Source organism: Bacillus sp. JUb11, from assembly GCF_024807925.1.
Classification (GTDB): domain Bacteria; phylum Bacillota; class Bacilli; order Bacillales; family Bacillaceae; genus Bacillus; species Bacillus altitudinis.
The window spans coordinates 321,597-337,991 of sequence record NZ_JANUEZ010000001.1 but is presented as its reverse complement, the minus strand read 5'-3'; the positions used below and the strand labels follow the sequence as shown (position 1 = coordinate 337,991).

Sequence of the window (16,395 nt, the reverse complement as noted above, 5' to 3'; positions counted from 1 at the left end):
ACATTTTAATGGAAAACATTTTTCTACAGACCAGACCTTATGAGGTCTGGTCTGGTTTTCTTTGTTTACACTCTTCACATCTATGTATTGGCTTTTAATTTTGGATAAGGTTTCGGTATATTTTTTTGCCCTTCAAATCTGAAAAGTATATAATTAATATACTTGTATGACAAATAAAGAGGGGTGATTTCTATTACATTCAATCCTGTTTCCAATAAAAAATTATACATACAAATTTATAATCAGATCCTTTCTGAAATACAGTTAGGCTCTTTTCAAATAGGAGATAAACTTCCTTCAGAAAGGGAATTATGCGAACAATTTGGTGTCAGCCGCGCACCTGTTAGACAAGCCCTCAGTGCACTAGAAATGAATGGTATTATTTATTCACGTCAAGGAGAAGGTGTTTTCGTTAAGAGTACGACCATACACAATGAAGGGTCCATCTCTATGAAATCAGCATCACCTGAGGATATCGTGGAAGCTAGAATGCATATCGAGCCTTTAATTATTCATTTTGCGGCTTTGAGAGCGACTGACGAAGATATTTTAGAACTGAAACAAACCATCAAAAAAATGGAAGAAGAAACACATTCAGGTGTATACGTCCCGGCAACTGACGAGCAGCTACATATGGGAATTGCAAAAGCGTCACATAATGATTTATTCATTACCTTTATGTCTTCCATTACGAATGCTATGAAGCAGCAGGAAATGTGGAGGTTTATACGTGATCGAACCGTTACCCGTTCTGACTATCGTGAGGTCAACTTTCAGGAGCATAAACTGATTATAGAAGCACTCGAAGAACGGAACGCAGCAGAAGCTGTGAAACGTATGACTGCCCACATGCAAAACCTATATGATCGATATTGGAAAAGCTAGGATCTTCCACTTCCAAATACGATATGAGAAGCTTCTTTTTATTTAATCGAAAAATAAGACGCATACAACAAGTAGAAGCCTTGCTGTTATGCGTCTTTGTCTTTTTAAGTTCATTTATTTTCCGATGCTCGGCACCCTTCGCATATTCCGTATAAGACTTTAACCCCTTCAGAGCCATAAGCGATGTCAATGATTTCTCCACATTCCCGGCAAACGATCGTATTTTGTGGTACATTTGTCTCTTTTTCCATGAAAATTTCAGCTCCAATCGTTTTATTCTCATGTATTGTCTCGTTTTCTTTCAGAACTTCTCCTGACAGCTAAATCACCATAATATTTCCCCTTACTACTTCCATCATAGTTTTTTTATGACCCTCGTTTAAATAGACTTTTCTATACTGGATTTTTCTGTACTTGCTTTTACAACTAGTGCTTTTCCTGACTGTTTAACTAAAAACACAATAATAAAAGAAGCCAGTATCATACTAATACCTAAAAAAATCATACTGATGTGAAAAGAACCTGTGACATCCTTAATGTACCCGACTATATATGGCCCAAAGAAACCGCCAAGATTGCCAATACTGTTGATTAGTGCGATCGCTCCACCGGCGGCTGCTCCTGTTAGAAAAGAAGGGGGAATGGCCCAAAATGGAGAATAAGCACCAAAGGCTCCGCACAAGGCAATGGTTAAAAACACAAAGGATAAGATCACACTGGAATTTGCTATATAACTGCTAATGATCATGGCCATCGCACTGACAGTTAAGCAGGCAGATACATGCCATCGCCTCTCGTTTTTCTTGTCAGAATGATTCCCGACCAGCACCATTACAATGATAGCGACGGTATACATGAAACCTAACAGCCAGCCCATTCCCTGCGTACTTAAGGAAATGGTGTCTGATAATCCTTTAGAGATTGTCGGCAAAAACATATTGATGCCGTAAAACCCAACCATCCAGCAGAAATAGCCTGCCGATAAAATGAGTACATCTCGATCTTTTAAAGCTTGAGTAAATGTATATCGCTTGACCTGTTCTTTTTCAAGCTTTTCTTTTGTTGTGACATGAATCAGCCACTCTTTTTCATCTTGATTCAGCCATTTTACATCTTCAAGTTTGTCATCCAAATAAAAGAATGCAATTACTCCAAGAATGAGTGCTGGAATCGCTTCTAAAATAAACAGCCACTGCCATCCAGACATATCCAGCCAATCAACACCTAATAGAAATGTAGAAAGTGGTGCACCTAGGGCATTCGCTCCCGGAATCGCCAGCATAAATCCAGCAATGGCTTTGGCATGATGTTTGGTTTGATAAAAACCGCTCAAATAAAACACCATACATGGATAAAAACTAGCTTCTGCCGCACCCAATAAGAAACGTGCTGTATAAAACTGCCATGGTTCTTGGACAAAAGCCATTAAAATCGCAATAATTGCCCATGTCACCATAATTCGGCTGATCCATTTACTCGCACCGATCTTTGCCATAATGGCACTTCCCGGAACTTCTAATAAAAAATACCCTAAAAAGAATATTCCAGCCCCAAGTCCAAATACAGCATTTGAAAACCCTAAATCTTCATTCATTTGAAGAGCAGCAAATCCAATATTCACACGATCTAAAATAGCGATAACAAAACATAAGGATAAAAATGGGATAAGGCGAAGTGTAACTTTACGAGTCGTCGACTTTTCTAATGCTTGTTGATTCAACATGATTCCCCCTTCAAGTTGCTTTGGCCAACTGCGTGAAGATGTCTAAATGGCATGACACATCTTTATTAAGCGCTTACAAAATATCATTTCATCAATCATTTTGACTGTGACTCTACTTCCTTTTTATTTAAAATAGAGTCAGGCATGTTCATGTGCCTGCTCCATTTCTTTCTACTAGTCCATATGTGAACCACCATTGATATCGATTTCTTCTCCTGTGATGTAGGATGCTTCTTTAGTAGCCAAAAATGTAATAGCGGCTGCGATTTCTTTCGTTTCACCTGGTCGGCCAAGTGGTATATTATCAATTACTTTTTCGGCTTCATCGCTAGGAAGTGACTTCCAAATATCCGTATTCACAAGGCCTGGTGCCACACAATTCACTGTGATACCATCTTTCCCTACTTCACGGGCAAGGTTTTTAGAAAAACCTAATACTGCTGCTTTGGAAGCTGAATAATGTGCTCCTCCAAATACGCCTCCTCCCCTTTTAGCCGATACAGAAGACAGGTTGATAATACGCCCATATTGCTGCTTGATCATTGGTTCTAGCACGGCTTGTGTACACAAAAACAAACCAAACATATTTACATTAAAGACTCTTGTCATATCTTCAAGTGTCATGTTCTGAACGGTTACTTTTTGAGAAATACCTGCATTATTCACCAATATGTCAATGCGGCCAAACGTCTCAAGCGTTACAGCCACCATTTGATCAATTGATTCCTTATTTGTTACATTTACTACTACGCCTAACGCTTTTCCTCCGGCTTTTTGAATGGCTTCTACTGTGAAGCGAATCCCTTCTTCATTGATATCTGCTACCACGACAGCAGCACCCTGTTTAGCAAGTGTTAGAGCGATTGTTCGGCCAATTCCTTTTTCAGAACCGCTCCCTGTTACAATAGCTACTTGATTGTTTAATGTAAACATTGTAAATAACCTACTTTCAAATGTGATTGTTCAGCATGTCTTTTGCTGTATTTATGATGTTTTCGATTGTTATTCCATTTATTTCTAAAAGTTTTTCGTAAGGTGCAGATTCTCCAAAACGGTCTTGCACTCCGATCCGTTTGACTTTTCCTCGACCTTCTTCTGCTGCTACTTCACATACAGCACTGCCTAATCCGTTCAAAATGTTATGATCCTCTACAGTGATCATACGTCCAATATCAAGACACTCCAAAACCGCCTCTCGATCTAGAGGTTTGATCGTATGCATATCTAAAAGTGATGCTTCAATCCCTTGTTCTTCTAGTTTTTTAACCGCTTCCAAAGCAAGATATACTGTATCACCATTTGCAATGATCGCAATATCTTTGCCAGACCTTAATTTTTTGGCTTTTCCAATCACAAACTCCTCATGTTCATCATAAATCATCGGCACAGCATCTCGGGTAAAGCGCAAATACATGGGGCCATACGTATTCGCTGCCTCTTTGATCAATTTTCTCGTCGAATAGTAATCAGAGCCCATGATGACCGTCATGTTGGGAAATGTTCTTAAAACGCCCATATCTTCTATCGCTTGATGACTTCCACCGTCATTTCCCGGTGTCAATCCTCCGTGCGAGCAGGCAATCTTTACATTCAAATTCGGATAGCATATTTCTTGGCGGATTTGCTCTGCCATGCGCAGCGAGCCAAAAACTGCGTAAGTGCTTACAAATGGAATTTTTCCAGTTGTCGCAAGACCAGCTGCCAGCCCGGCACCATTTTGTTCGGCAATTCCAACGTTCACATGCTGATTGGGAAGCTGTTTGATGAATTCTCCTGTTTTGCATGATTTTCCGATATCAATATCAATCACGTAAATATGTTGATTCTCTTTTCCTAACTTAACAATTTCATCACCGAAGGCTTCACGTGTCGCTTTTTTCTTAATGACCGCTTTTTCAGTTTGGCTCATGATCTCAAACCTCCTGCTAATTCTTCTAATGCCTGTTCATATTCTTTCTCATTTGGCGCAACACCGTGCCATGAGCAGATATTTTCCATGTAGGAAACGCCTTTGCCTTTAATCGTGTCTGCTACAATACATTTCGGCTTTCCATTTTTCATGTTTTTCACTTGATTCAATGTTTCTACTATCTCTTCCATCGAATGTCCGTCAATTCGCTTTGTTTCAAACCCGAATACTTCAAACTTCATTTCTATGTCTTGCAGCGGCATGATTTCCTCGCAGAAACCATCAATTTGCAGACGGTTATTGTCAACAAAAACAATTAAATTATCAAGACGATATTTGACTGCGGTTTGAACCGCTTCCCAAATTTGTCCTTCTTGACATTCGCCATCGCCTACCATCGCAAATACCCGATAATCTTTTTCATCCCGTTTACCCGCAAGCGCCATACCAACCCCACAAGAAAGTCCTTGGCCTAATGAACCTGTTGAAATATCAATTCCAGGGCATTTCTTCATATCAGGATGACCTTGGAACGGTGAACCGTACTGTCTCAATTTGTATACGTTTTCAAAAGGGACATAACCTTTTAGCGCTAAGGCAGCATATTGAATAGGTGCAACATGGCCTTTCGATAAAACAAAACGATCTCGATCTTCCCAGTTAGGATTTTGAGGATCGATATTCATCTCTTTGAAATAAAGGGCCGTGATGATATCAGCAGCTGATAAAGAGCCGCCAGGATGCCCCGATTGCGCTTCATAAATCATCGTAATCGCCGTTTGTCTAAGTTCAATCGCTTTTGCTTTTAAATTCGCCAAACTTACATCTTTCACTGGATCACCTCATTTTATTATTTGAAATCCAACCTTATATTCTTAGTTACTTGTTCACTTGTATGACAAGTAATTTATGAGAACACTATACAATTCTTGCAAGCATTTGTCTATCTATTTTTTGAATTTTTAAAAAATCAATGCGGATTTGTATTAGATGTTCTTTAGATTACATAGAGCAAAATTTTATAAAATCAGTATCCAACATAAAAAAACATCACTCGTCATTTTCATTGAGTGATGTTTCACATTCTGTATTTATCTCACTACCCCGTTTTCTTTTAAAAAACGCTCAAACAGCTGATTTCCTTCACCTTCAATTTTGTCATCTTCAATAGAATACTCGCCAATCAACAGCCCTAAATCTTCATATTTTTCATAATGCTTTAAAAGCGTTATCTGATACCATGTATGGTCAAAGAATAATTGCCACTTTCCTGTTTCTAAACTCTTAAAAAACACTCCTTCAACATCAAGACCCTGTTCGTAATAGCCAACATGTACATGCATGGTATCATCTAAACGACACATTTTATTCTCCTTCTCGTTCCCCGTAAGAATTTATAGATCTTGCTGAAAATCAATCGTCCTCAACTCCACCCATTCAACACTATCAGGTATCGATTTTGTTTTTAGAAAATGTTGAACGATTTCATAAGCTTGATGTCGATCGACGTAGCTGCATGAAGGTACATACAATGGTGCGCCTGCAACGACATGCTTGATCGTTTCTATCTTCTCTACTTTTTTAAAAGGAACCAAAAAATCTGGATATCTCATGAGAAAAAAGCCATAAGGTTCATGATAAAAGAAAACAAGACTTTCCGTTTCCCAATCTTCATCCACTTCAATAGAAGATTCTCCATTCCCTTGTTTCCAATAGTCTTCACCCTTATGGAAGAAGATTTCTTTCATCCATTCTTCTCCTGGATTTTCCACTGGAGCACCGGTTGGTCCATAATACAAAAACATTCCATTCTCTCCTTATTCATTTATTGATCCCTTGTTCTCTTTCCTTCAAATGTGTAAAATGCACACGTCTGTTTATTTAATTTTAGCATGCTGAATAACTGTGGATTTAATTTTTCAGCATCTTGGATGCTTACCCATTTTACTTCTTCAATATCATGATCAGGATCTAAAATATTCATCTCTCCCCCGATGATTTCCGCAAAAAACGTAAAAATAAGTGCATGATGCATGTTATCTTGAAAAAGTATTTCTCTAACAGAATGAAGTTCATTTACTTTGATCACATATCCTGTTTCTTCTCTCACCTCACGGATCACAGCTTGCTGCAGATGTTCTCCTTTTTCCACTGCACCACCGGGAAACTCCCAATAACCTTTCACATTTTTCACCATGAGAATATGTTCATCCATGTCATAAATCAAAGCTGACACCACGTCTACTCTCTTCAACTGAATCCTCCTCACCCATTGTCGAAAATATGTCCAAATCAGATTTACGAGGAACATCGTCTCTCTTTTGAGACAATTCAAGGAGTCAAACGAGAAAATCATTGAAAAACGACAAGTAAAAAACCTCCTTCATTTAGCGGGAGGTTTGTTTATTTGATTCTCTTTCAATTGTTTCTCATCGTATAACAAATATCTGATCCGCTGTAGATAATGGAGCGCAATATGACCGAGACAGAACATAAGCCCGATCATTGAAAGTATATAGATGGGCAGCATCAAACTAGGTACATTGTTTATGACAAAAGCCAAACCAACCACTGTCAGCATAACGAGACTTAAAAATCTTATCAATACCACTTGAAGTCCCCCTTCATATTCACCATAACAGATTTTCCCTTTATTTTCATGACCTGCCTAAAAAAAGATGCGAATCCGCTAAGATTCACACCAAAAGGGGTATTACCTATTCGACTCACTTCTCTTCTCACGCGCTTCCTTCCACTGCTCAAGCTCAGACACCGTCAATAATTGATATCCTTGTTTGGTGAGTTCTTTGATAATCGTGACGGCTGCGTTGGCTGAGGTGTCATAGATGTCGTGCATTAAGATCGTTTCACCGCTAGATGCATGAGTTAGAATGTAGTTCGCGACGTATTGGCTGTTTCGATATTTCCAGTCTTCAGGATCCACATCCCAAAGGATCACTTTCATGTGAAGAGCTTCGTTGATTTGCCCGTTTGTCCCGCCATATGGTGGTCTAAAATGAGTCGGTGTGAACCCGCTCGCTTTTTCAATGATTTGCTGCGTGTCTTCTACTTGTTTGACCGCTTGTTTTAAAGGAAGTCTTGTGAGCAAAGGGTGGTTATAGGAATGGTTTCCAATTTCATTTCCACCCTTTCTAATTTCACCTAGCATATCGGGATAATACTGAACCCTGCTGCCTAATACAAAAAATGTGGCATGTCCTTTGTTCTCTTTTAATGCTGTTAAAATTTTTGAGGTCGTTGATGGATTGGGCCCATCATCAAATGTGAGTGCAATGGCTTTTTGATTCGGATGAAATGTGGATGTTTTCGGCAGTTTCACAATCTTTCTTGTTGGAATCGGTTCTTTTTTCTCGTTTTTGTTCATTTCTTTCTTCATATATTCAGGTTTTAATATTCCTTTCAGCAGTGTTTTCTTAATCGCTAACACTTGAGGGCCTTGATGATTTGGAGCAATTTGTCCTCTTGGAAAGTAGAATTCAATAAAACGATCTTTGATGGCAAAATACTGATAGTTCTTCGCCACAGGAGACGTTCCCTGTTTGAGTAGCGGCTGATTTTCAGCTAGCGTTCGATCTTTTTTTAATTCCTCAAAAGTCATATGAGATAATTTTTGAAGATTGTCCTTCTTTGATAGAAAGATATCGTTGATTGATAAAAATGTCTGTTTCTTGAAATCAAAGTTCATCACCTTCGTTTGATTGACGCCTTGCTTTCCGCCCTTCACTTCATATGTATTGAATTTGATTGCGACTGTTTGCTTGGCATAATGAATGATCTCATAATCGATGTTTAACTCGTATCGTTTCTCTTCATTGACATCACTCGCTTGACTAAACGATGTTTTAAACCTTTCTAACGCGGTCTCTGCAAATCTTTTGATCTCCTGATCTAGTTTTTCTTGATGAAACAGCGGATAGTTGACAGCATATCTCATGAATTTCCCGTCATTCACAAGTGTGACTATTTCAACTTGTTTGTAGCTCGCATCTTGTTCTACTTTTTTTCTCTCTGTCCCGCTTGCTTGCTGATTATGATAAAATCCAGCGATTCCGATGACAATCGCAAGTCCGCATAGAACAAGAATGACTTTCCCTTTGATTGACACAATGATTCTCCTCTCGTGATGCCGTCCTGTCTAAATGGCGTGTGTTTGTAGGATAGACTTTTCTCAGCCCCTTTTTAGTTTGCAAAAAACACATTTGTCACATTTTCGACATATTTTACGAGAGACATATAAAAAGGGCTTGATCGCTCAGCCCTTATTTTTTCATATACAGTTGGAATAACTTTGTTTCTTCATCAATAGAGCGTGCCTGGTCAAAAGCTGCTCTGACTGTCTTTGAGTTGTTCACCAGCTCATACAGCATGGTGAGAACAAAAATAAATGACGCATTTCCATCAATGTAGTCATCGGGCGCTGTATAGGATATCGCCCCTGTTTCTAAAAAAGCTTCTGCCACCTTTTTTTCGCCTAGTGTACAGCCTGTACATATAATGTGGACTCCATTTAACGAAGCATACCGCTTTATGTCATCCGCACCAAAAGCAGCACCTCTCGGCTCACCCTCTTCGTATACATCTTCTCCTAACTCCGGCATGAGAAACGCTCCTTCTTCTCCGTGAAAGGATAAAAGAATGAAATCCGTCTCGCCTCTATTCCTCCCGGATAATACATCAATCAGGTCATTCGGTCTGCCTATCCAATGCATATCGACTTTTGCACCAAAGTTTTCAAGTGATGCACGAAGCGCAAACGATTCCAGCTCACTATTTGGTCCGGCTGCCAATGTGATGCGCATGACTGGCTGGCTCATTTATATCCCCTCCAAACGATGATAAACATAGCACCATTTTTTCCTCATCTACATAAGCACCATTTATTTTTAGTGCTTTTTCTTCTACCGCATACGACTTAAATCCAACAGACCTGTAAAGATGTTTGGCTGGGTCATTTGTTGTGACCACTGTTAAATATATTTGTTCGATGTCTTTTTTTTCGCGTGCAAAAGAAAGAACTTTTGTCAGGAGTGCCTTCCCCATTCCTTTTCCGCGTCCATCGGTCGTTACATACATCGCTACCACATTGGCACGGTGCTTTAATTTCTGCAAGGTTTCTTGTATGAGTGTAACCGCACCCACCAGCTGACCTTGATGAAAGGCGCCAAATGTCCACATAGATTGTGGTGAAGCAAAACGCATTCTATATTTGCTCTCTGTATCTATTTTCTCTTCTTCAAAGCTCATAGCAAAACTCTCTGGGTTTAATCGGAGTGCTTCTAATCTCAAGTTCGCATATTCTTGAGCATCTTCTGGTGTTAACAATCGAATATTCAGAAAATCGCCTCCATCAGAATGAATTGATACTTCCAATTTTATCTTGAAAGGCGCTTTTGATCAAAATTTTTATACAAAAATAAAAAGGCATCCCATCACAGGATGCCTCACTTCTTTATACCATTATCTTACCATTTACAGCGTTTGACCGGGCGGCAGCAAGGGTTCTTGATATCACTGCCACAGTCATATTCTTCCACAATATACTCATTTCGAGTAGATTGCGTCACAGGGTAGTAGTTTTCAATTCTTTTGATGTTTTTATTGACGTTTGTGATATGAGTTGGATGAATTTTTCTAATCGTTTGTTCATTTGTTGTCGTGTTGACAATTTGACGTGTAGGGGATACAACCGTTTCAACTTCTCCATGATTCCCTCTGCGAGGCCCAAAGAAAAAATTGTCTAATCGATTCCGGCTCATTCTCAACACCCCTTCAAGTTGTCTTTCACTTACACTCTATCGTATGTCAGAGGCACGATTAGTGATTAGATGCTTGTCTATTTTTGAAAAAATCCGCTTGTGATCTAGTAGTGTCTTTCTTTACAATAGGACAATTTTAACATATTATACAAATGATCTCTTGTGAAGGAAAGGACATTCATTGATGAAAACAAGACATAAGCTTTTTTCATTTTTCATCCTGCTCGTCGTAGTTATCACCCTTCCCTTGCTGTCGCCTATGATTTTTACAAATGCGACTGAAAGAGGAGCCATTCGGCAGACGATCTATCAAGAAGGCTACCCTTACCAAAGCTATTTTGCTATTTTGCAAAAAAAGGACGATGTAGACCCTCAATATGGTCAGCTGTATGATGTGTATTGGCAGGCTTGGAAAAGCGAGACAGGAATGACACCTTCCGTCTGTTATTCAAAAAAGATAGAAGACCATGAATATAAGGTCAGCTGCGGAACTGCACCATAACATTTTTCAATAACTTTAAAATTAGAGGTGAACGATTTGATCAACACAACACAAACCATCGAACGAAACAAACTGGACATTGCACTTGAACTGACGCAATTGCATTTGAATCGATATGAAGCAAATCATCCTGATCAGCTGAGTGAAATTTATGCGAAATATTATGCGCTTCTTGAAGTACTGGACGTATCCTCATCTGATCAATTAATGGATTTACTGCCAGATGAACTGAAACAAATACTTGATTAAAAAAGCCATCTATCCACACAGGATAGATGGTTTCCTTTAGACACGTGCAGCCATATCGGTTTCGATTTGCTCTAAGCTTCTTCCTTTTGTTTCGACTAATACAAAGCGCGTGAACAACAGGCCAATTAAGCAGATGACCCCAAATGAAGAGAAAATGACGCCAAAGCTAAATTGGTCAGCCAAGATAGGAAACACAAGGCCAACTGCTAATGATCCCGTCCAGTTAAAGGCAGAGGAAATGCCCGCTCCAATACCCCTGACAGAAAGTGGGAAAATTTCACCAATGATAATCCATGTGATCGGTGCCCATGAGAAGGCATAGCACAAAATAAAGCAGCAAAGTGAAATCAATGTGACCCAGTTTAATATGCCTTCACTCACTCCGAGCGCACCTAATGCCGCTGGTGCAAAGAAAGACAGGGCCATCCCCGTTCCCCCAACTGTGAGAATCGTTCGGCGGTCGAACCGGTCAACGAATTGTAAAAAGATCACGGTCGTCACAACAAATATGACACCAACAATGACGGTAAAACCTGCGGCAACTTGCGGAGCAAGACCTACATTTCTTGCGATACTCGTTGCATAATACACAATGGAGTTCGCCCCCTGTATTTGCTGGAGTGTCGCCATTCCGACCCCAATAAAGAGAGCCATTCGGAATTTCTTTTGAAATAATTCACGAATGCCTGAGCGTTCTTCTTTTGCCACTTCTAAAATTTCTTGCATTTCTGCTTCAATCTCTTCACGTGATGAACGAAGTGATCCTAATACTTCACGTGCCTTATGAGCCATTCCGTGTTTAATTAAATATCTTGGAGATTCAGGAAGTTTCAGCATGCCAATATAAAGCACGATCGCAAATAAAGCAGCGCTTCCCAGCATCCAGCGCCAGCTGTCTGGAATTGGTTCAAACACAAATGCGACGATATAGCTAAGCAATAATCCACTCACAATCATCAGCTGATTCAGGCCGGACAATTTCCCGCGAATTTTAGCTGGAGCGATTTCAGACATGTAAGCAGGCACGAGCGATGAGGCTGTCCCTACAGCTGTTCCTAAGAAAATCCGGGCAATGGTTAATGAGATTTCTTCTGGTGCAATGGCTGAGCCAAGCGCACCGACAAAAAAGATAATCGATGACACCAAAATGAGCTTTCTGCGGCCAAACTTATCCCCCATCAGACCGCTTAAAATGGAACCAATGATCGCCCCGCCCATTAATGAAGAAACGACGATGCCAAGCCATAACGGGCTGAGCTGAAATTCTTCCTGAATGTGCCCTTCTGCCCCTGCGATAATACCAATATCATATCCAAATAAGATACCTGCAAAGGACCCGAAAAAGAAGATAAATTTACTTGATACTTTTTTCTCCAAGTGGATGACCCCCCTCACTTAATAAACCGCTTTCATTTCTCCCTGCCATTCTACCGTTCACAGTAGAATGCATTTCACCCTTCTTTATAAAACCACATATTCTGCATTCACAAGCTTTGCAAAATGAACAATTTGATCAACCGTTAAATTGAGAGATACGACTGTATGATGACCTCCGCCGTGCTTAATCCATGCTTTGACGCCATCTTGAAAGTTCGGTTTGATTTTCCAGAGGACTCGTGCCACCGGTAAATGTGGTGCTGCTTCCTGCGGCTCAAAGGCTTCCACTTCTTGAATCAGCCATTTGAAATGTGTTCCAAAATCAGCAATGGAGACAACAACGCCCTCGCCTGCTTTTCCATCAAACACAAGACGTGCTGGGTCTTCCCGGTTTCCAATGCCTAGCGGAGACACGACAATGACAGGTTTTGTATGTGCAAGCGCAGGATCTACTTCTAGCATATGAGATTGCAGCACTGCTTCCTGACCAGCAGTCATTTCATATGTGTAATCTTCCATAAAACCAGTCGATTGATGATGGCTCATCACCTTTAATAAACGATCCAGTGCGGCGGTTTTCCAATCCCCTTCACCCGCAAAGCCATATCCCTTTGCCATCAGTCGCTGAACGGCTAAACCCGGAAGCTGCTTCATACCATGTAAATCTTCAAAGTTTGTCGTAAAGGCATTGTAGCCGCCTTCATCTAAAAAACGCTTGATGGCAATTTCATATCGTGCCTGCACTTTCACACTTTGTTCCCATTCTTCCGCCGAATAGCTCCCATAATCCACGTCATATAACGTTAAGTACTCAGCAAACAGAGCATTAACTTCTGCTTCTTCCACAGCATTTACATAGTTCACAAGATCGCCAATTCCAAAGTAATCAACGGTCCATCCCAGCTGGATCTGCGCTTCAATTTTATCTCCTTCTGTCACAGCAACGTGGCGCATATTGTCACCAAACCGAGCCACTTTAATGTGGAAGCTCTCATGATAGGCAGCCGCAACGTCCATCCAATCAGCGATTTGCTGCTTCACCTCCTGCTTCGACCAATGACCTGCAACGATTTGGTTTTGCTTATTTAAACGTGCATTGATATAGCCATACTCTCTGTCTCCATGTGCCGATTGATGGAGATTCATATAGTCCATATCAATCGTGTCCCACGGAATGTTTTCATAGTATTGCGTGACGAGATGCAAAAGAGGCTTTTGCAAAAGAGACGTACCACGTATCCACATTTTTGCTGGAGAAAACGTATGCATCCAAGTCATCACACCGATGACCTCATCACGATAGTTGACCTCTTTCATCAGCTGTGTGATTTGATCCGCACTGACCGCCAGTTCCTGCAGAATAATTGGATAAGGCAGCAAACCGCTCTCATTTAAGGCATCTGTTATCTTTTGCGCATCTGCCTTCACTTGCTTCAGTGCCTCGTCCCCATATAAGTGCTGTGACCCGACGACAAACCAACATTCTTTCTTCTGACTTGTTAACATAGAAATCCCTCTTTTCTTTATCTTGAAGGTTTTTGTCCGTAATACGCATGTGTTCCATGTTTTCTTAAATAATGTTTATCTAAAATCACCTGCGGAAGAGGCTCCGCATATTCGTTCAATTGCTTTGCAAACAGGTTCATTTTCGCTACTTCATCTAAAATGACACTGTTCGTTACCGCACTTTTTGCATCTTTTCCCCACGTAAAGGGACCATGACCTTGTAGCAAAATACCAGGAACCGCCATGACATCTATTTGTCTTTTCTCAAACGTTTCAATGATCAAGTGTCCTGTTTCCACCTCATACCCGCGATTCACCTCTTCTTCTGTGAGAAATCGAGCGCACGGAACAGGTCCGTAAAATGTATCTGCATGTGTTGTGCCCATTGCTGGTAAATCAAGTCCAGCTTGCGCCCATACCGTTGCCCACATTGAATGGCTATGTGAAATGCCGCCAATTTCCTCAAAGTGTTTGTAAAGAACAGCATGTGTGGCAGTATCGGAAGAAGGATTGAATTCCCCCTCGACCACTTGACCGTCAAAATCGACCACGACCATGTCTTTTGCTGATAATTTGTCATACGCTATGCCGCTTGGCTTAATGACAAACAGTCCACTGTCACGATCGCACGCACTGACATTGCCCCATGTAAATTTCACAAGTCCGTACTTTGGTAGATCTAGATTCGCTTGAAACACTTCTTCTTTTAACCGCTCTAACATACAGGTGCCGTTCCTTTCTGTGGCGTCAAATGTTCTACTGCCGCTTTTTCTATCGGGAGTCCTTCTTGATAGCGCTTTATAAATGCCTCAAAACCTTTAACATCCAGTGGATCAGGATCAATAAGCTCTTCTAATGTATGGGCAAATACTTGATGCTTGAGAAAATGGCTCAGTGTTTGCTGCTGGTGATTGAGCATATACGAAGCAAGGACCGCCATCCCAAACGCACCGCCTTCTCCCGCCGTTGATACGACGGATACAGGTGTCCCAAGTGTAGCAGCGACCATTTTTTGCCCAACTACTGGTGTTTTAAATAAACCGCCATGTCCTAGTAAACGATCAATCTTGACTTGTTCATGTGCTTTTAACCGATCCATCCCGATTTTCATTGCGCCAAATGCAGAGAAGAGATGCGTCCGAATGAAATTAGCAAGGGTAAACCGGCTTTGAGGAGATCTAACAAAAAGAGGTCTTCCTTCTTTTAGTCTCGTAATATTTTCACCAGAATAATAGCCATAGCTTAAAAGCCCGCCCCCATCATGATCTGCTTCTAAAGCTTGATTTAATAGAGTTTCGTACAATCTTTCTGTTTCAACTGGCTGACCCATTGCTTCAAACGCTTCTCTGAATAGATTCATCCAAGCGTTGAGGTCACTTGTACAATTGTTGGCATGAACCATCGCGACTGGCAGGCCATCTGGTGTCGTGACAAGATCCACTTCTGGGTACACACCTTTTAGATGATGCTCTAACACAATCATGGCAAATACAGATGTCCCAACTGAAATATTCCCAGTTCTCTTTTCCACACTGTTTGTTGCGACCATCCCTGTTCCTGCATCACCCTCTGGCGGGCAAAAAGGGATACCTGGCTGCAACTGTTTGCCTTGGTCTAAAATCGCTGCTCCAGCTGCTGTTAACACACCAGCTTCTTCGCCTGCTAAATAGATGCGCGGCAAAAGATGACGAAGCTTCCACGGGTAGCCTTTTTCTGCAATCAATGCTTCAAATTGATGAAGCATCACTTCGTTGTAATCCTTCGTTTTTTCATCAATGGGGAACATTCCCGACGCATCGCCAATTCCGATGGCCTGCTTCCCTGTTAGCAGCCAGTGAATGTAGCCGGACAATGTTGTCACATACTCCAACCGGTACAGATGTTTTTCCTCTCCTAGTATCGCTTGATATAAGTGAGCAATGCTCCATCTTTCTGGAATATGAAATTGAAATACATCTGTTAGCTTTTGACTCGCCTCGGTCGTTGTTCCGTTCCGCCACGTTCGAAACGGGACGAGGAGCTCTCCTGTATGATGACAGGCGACGTAGCCATGCATCATCGCAGATATCCCGATGGAGCCAATGGTTTGAATCGTCACCCCATACAATTGTGCAGCCTGTTCTTTCATCTGACGGTACGCCACTTGAAGACCTGTAATGATCTCAATTAAGTTGTACGTCCATAATCCTTCTTGAAGAGAACTTTCCCATTCAAATGCACCTTGCGCAATTGGCTGAAACTCTTCATCTATTAAAATCGCTTTAATTCGTGTGGAACCAAATTCAATACCCAAAGATGTCCGTCCTTCTCTAATGGCTTTGGCCGTCTTTTCACGATTCATTTTGTTCACCTCCAAGATGATAGCGGTTTCAAATATCTTTTTCGTTTGATTCATCTTTACCTGTGCACAAAAATAATATAATATTTGTCCGTACATATGTCAATAATAAATATATTTGTACATACA

20 protein-coding genes are annotated in these 16,395 nt (G+C 40.8%); 3 read left to right on the top strand and 17 right to left on the bottom strand.

Translation table 11 applies throughout. The features are described from left to right. Nucleotides 1-183 precede the first annotated feature (183 nt). Entirely contained in the window at nt 184-885 is a 702-nt protein-coding gene (locus M2369_RS01700; RefSeq protein WP_008342522.1) for a FadR/GntR family transcriptional regulator, read from the top strand. 110 nt (nt 886-995) lie between these two features. Here the strand turns inward: M2369_RS01700 and M2369_RS01695 are convergent, their stop codons facing one another. The 13 genes from M2369_RS01695 to M2369_RS01635 all read right to left on the bottom strand — a co-directional run bounded on the left by M2369_RS01695 (nt 996) and on the right by M2369_RS01635 (nt 10,294). Next, entirely contained in the window at nt 996-1,136 is a 141-nt protein-coding gene (locus tag M2369_RS01695) for a GapA-binding peptide SR1P (protein WP_017358037.1), read from the bottom strand. 128 nt (nt 1,137-1,264) lie between these two features. Next, the gene (locus M2369_RS01690; RefSeq protein WP_024718794.1) at nt 1,265-2,605 is read right to left on the bottom strand and encodes an MFS transporter; all 1,341 of its coding nucleotides are present in this window, start codon (nt 2,603-2,605) and stop codon (nt 1,265-1,267) included. A 177-nt stretch (nt 2,606-2,782) separates the two neighbouring features. After that, a complete protein-coding gene (locus M2369_RS01685) occupies nt 2,783-3,541 on the bottom strand; it encodes an SDR family NAD(P)-dependent oxidoreductase (protein ID WP_259253318.1) in 759 nt (252 codons plus the stop codon). Between the two features lie 16 nt (nt 3,542-3,557). Then, on the bottom strand, nt 3,558-4,517 hold the full coding sequence (locus M2369_RS01680; RefSeq protein WP_259253317.1) for a transketolase family protein: 960 nt from the start codon (nt 4,515-4,517) through the stop codon (nt 3,558-3,560). Next, nucleotides 4,514-5,350 (bottom strand): transketolase, encoded by an 837-nt coding sequence (locus tag M2369_RS01675; protein ID WP_017358041.1) that lies wholly within the window; start codon nt 5,348-5,350, stop codon nt 4,514-4,516. Before M2369_RS01675 ends, M2369_RS01680 begins: the two co-directional genes overlap by 4 nt. A 258-nt stretch (nt 5,351-5,608) precedes the next feature. After that, nucleotides 5,609-5,881, bottom strand: a complete 273-nt coding sequence (locus M2369_RS01670; protein WP_024718793.1) for a DUF3986 family protein — start codon at nt 5,879-5,881, stop codon at nt 5,609-5,611. 30 nt (nt 5,882-5,911) lie between these two features. Next, nucleotides 5,912-6,322: an Imm1 family immunity protein gene (locus M2369_RS01665; RefSeq protein ID WP_058336613.1), complete on the bottom strand. Its 411-nt coding sequence runs from the start codon at nt 6,320-6,322 to the stop codon at nt 5,912-5,914. A gap of 20 nt (nt 6,323-6,342) precedes the next feature. Next, the gene (locus M2369_RS01660) at nt 6,343-6,771 is read right to left on the bottom strand and encodes an NUDIX hydrolase (RefSeq protein ID WP_259253315.1); all 429 of its coding nucleotides are present in this window, start codon (nt 6,769-6,771) and stop codon (nt 6,343-6,345) included. Between the two features lie 129 nt (nt 6,772-6,900). Beyond that, nucleotides 6,901-7,128 (bottom strand): hypothetical protein, encoded by a 228-nt coding sequence (locus tag M2369_RS01655; protein ID WP_125589811.1) that lies wholly within the window; start codon nt 7,126-7,128, stop codon nt 6,901-6,903. A gap of 102 nt (nt 7,129-7,230) precedes the next feature. Next, on the bottom strand, nt 7,231-8,643 hold the full coding sequence (locus M2369_RS01650) for a polysaccharide deacetylase family protein (protein ID WP_259253314.1): 1,413 nt from the start codon (nt 8,641-8,643) through the stop codon (nt 7,231-7,233). Between the two features lie 154 nt (nt 8,644-8,797). Next, the gene (locus M2369_RS01645; RefSeq protein ID WP_259253313.1) at nt 8,798-9,352 is read right to left on the bottom strand and encodes a delta-aminolevulinic acid dehydratase; all 555 of its coding nucleotides are present in this window, start codon (nt 9,350-9,352) and stop codon (nt 8,798-8,800) included. Continuing rightward, the gene (locus tag M2369_RS01640) at nt 9,306-9,908 is read right to left on the bottom strand and encodes a GNAT family N-acetyltransferase (RefSeq protein ID WP_259253312.1); all 603 of its coding nucleotides are present in this window, start codon (nt 9,906-9,908) and stop codon (nt 9,306-9,308) included. The genes M2369_RS01645 and M2369_RS01640 overlap by 47 nt, the downstream gene beginning before the upstream one ends. Before the next feature lie 92 nt (nt 9,909-10,000). Then, nucleotides 10,001-10,294 carry a CotD family spore coat protein gene (locus M2369_RS01635; protein WP_008342559.1) on the bottom strand — a complete coding sequence of 98 codons (294 nt, stop codon included), beginning with the start codon at nt 10,292-10,294 and terminating at the stop codon, nt 10,001-10,003. A 184-nt stretch (nt 10,295-10,478) separates the two neighbouring features. Between M2369_RS01635 and M2369_RS01630 the strand changes: the two genes are divergently transcribed. Both M2369_RS01630 and M2369_RS01625 read left to right on the top strand, forming a co-directional pair. Beyond that, nucleotides 10,479-10,796, top strand: a complete 318-nt coding sequence (locus M2369_RS01630) for a hypothetical protein (RefSeq protein ID WP_041507117.1) — start codon at nt 10,479-10,481, stop codon at nt 10,794-10,796. A gap of 36 nt (nt 10,797-10,832) precedes the next feature. Continuing rightward, nucleotides 10,833-11,045: a hypothetical protein gene (locus tag M2369_RS01625; RefSeq protein ID WP_008342562.1), complete on the top strand. Its 213-nt coding sequence runs from the start codon at nt 10,833-10,835 to the stop codon at nt 11,043-11,045. A 36-nt stretch (nt 11,046-11,081) separates the two neighbouring features. On the opposite strand, the gene M2369_RS01620 is transcribed toward M2369_RS01625, so the two are convergent. The 4 genes from M2369_RS01620 to M2369_RS01605 form a co-directional block, all read right to left on the bottom strand. After that, nucleotides 11,082-12,422: a sugar porter family MFS transporter gene (locus M2369_RS01620; RefSeq protein WP_007501378.1), complete on the bottom strand. Its 1,341-nt coding sequence runs from the start codon at nt 12,420-12,422 to the stop codon at nt 11,082-11,084. Between the two features lie 84 nt (nt 12,423-12,506). Further along, nucleotides 12,507-13,928 carry an L-arabinose isomerase gene (gene araA, locus M2369_RS01615; RefSeq protein ID WP_259253311.1) on the bottom strand — a complete coding sequence of 474 codons (1,422 nt, stop codon included), beginning with the start codon at nt 13,926-13,928 and terminating at the stop codon, nt 12,507-12,509. A 17-nt stretch (nt 13,929-13,945) separates the two neighbouring features. Next, nucleotides 13,946-14,650, bottom strand: coding sequence for an L-ribulose-5-phosphate 4-epimerase (locus M2369_RS01610; RefSeq protein WP_007501382.1), 705 nt, complete (start codon nt 14,648-14,650; stop codon nt 13,946-13,948). Further along, complete coding sequence (locus M2369_RS01605; protein WP_259253310.1) at nt 14,644-16,269, bottom strand: xylulokinase; 1,626 nt, start codon at nt 16,267-16,269, stop codon at nt 14,644-14,646. The genes M2369_RS01610 and M2369_RS01605 overlap by 7 nt, the downstream gene beginning before the upstream one ends. Nucleotides 16,270-16,395: the final 126 nt, after the last annotated feature.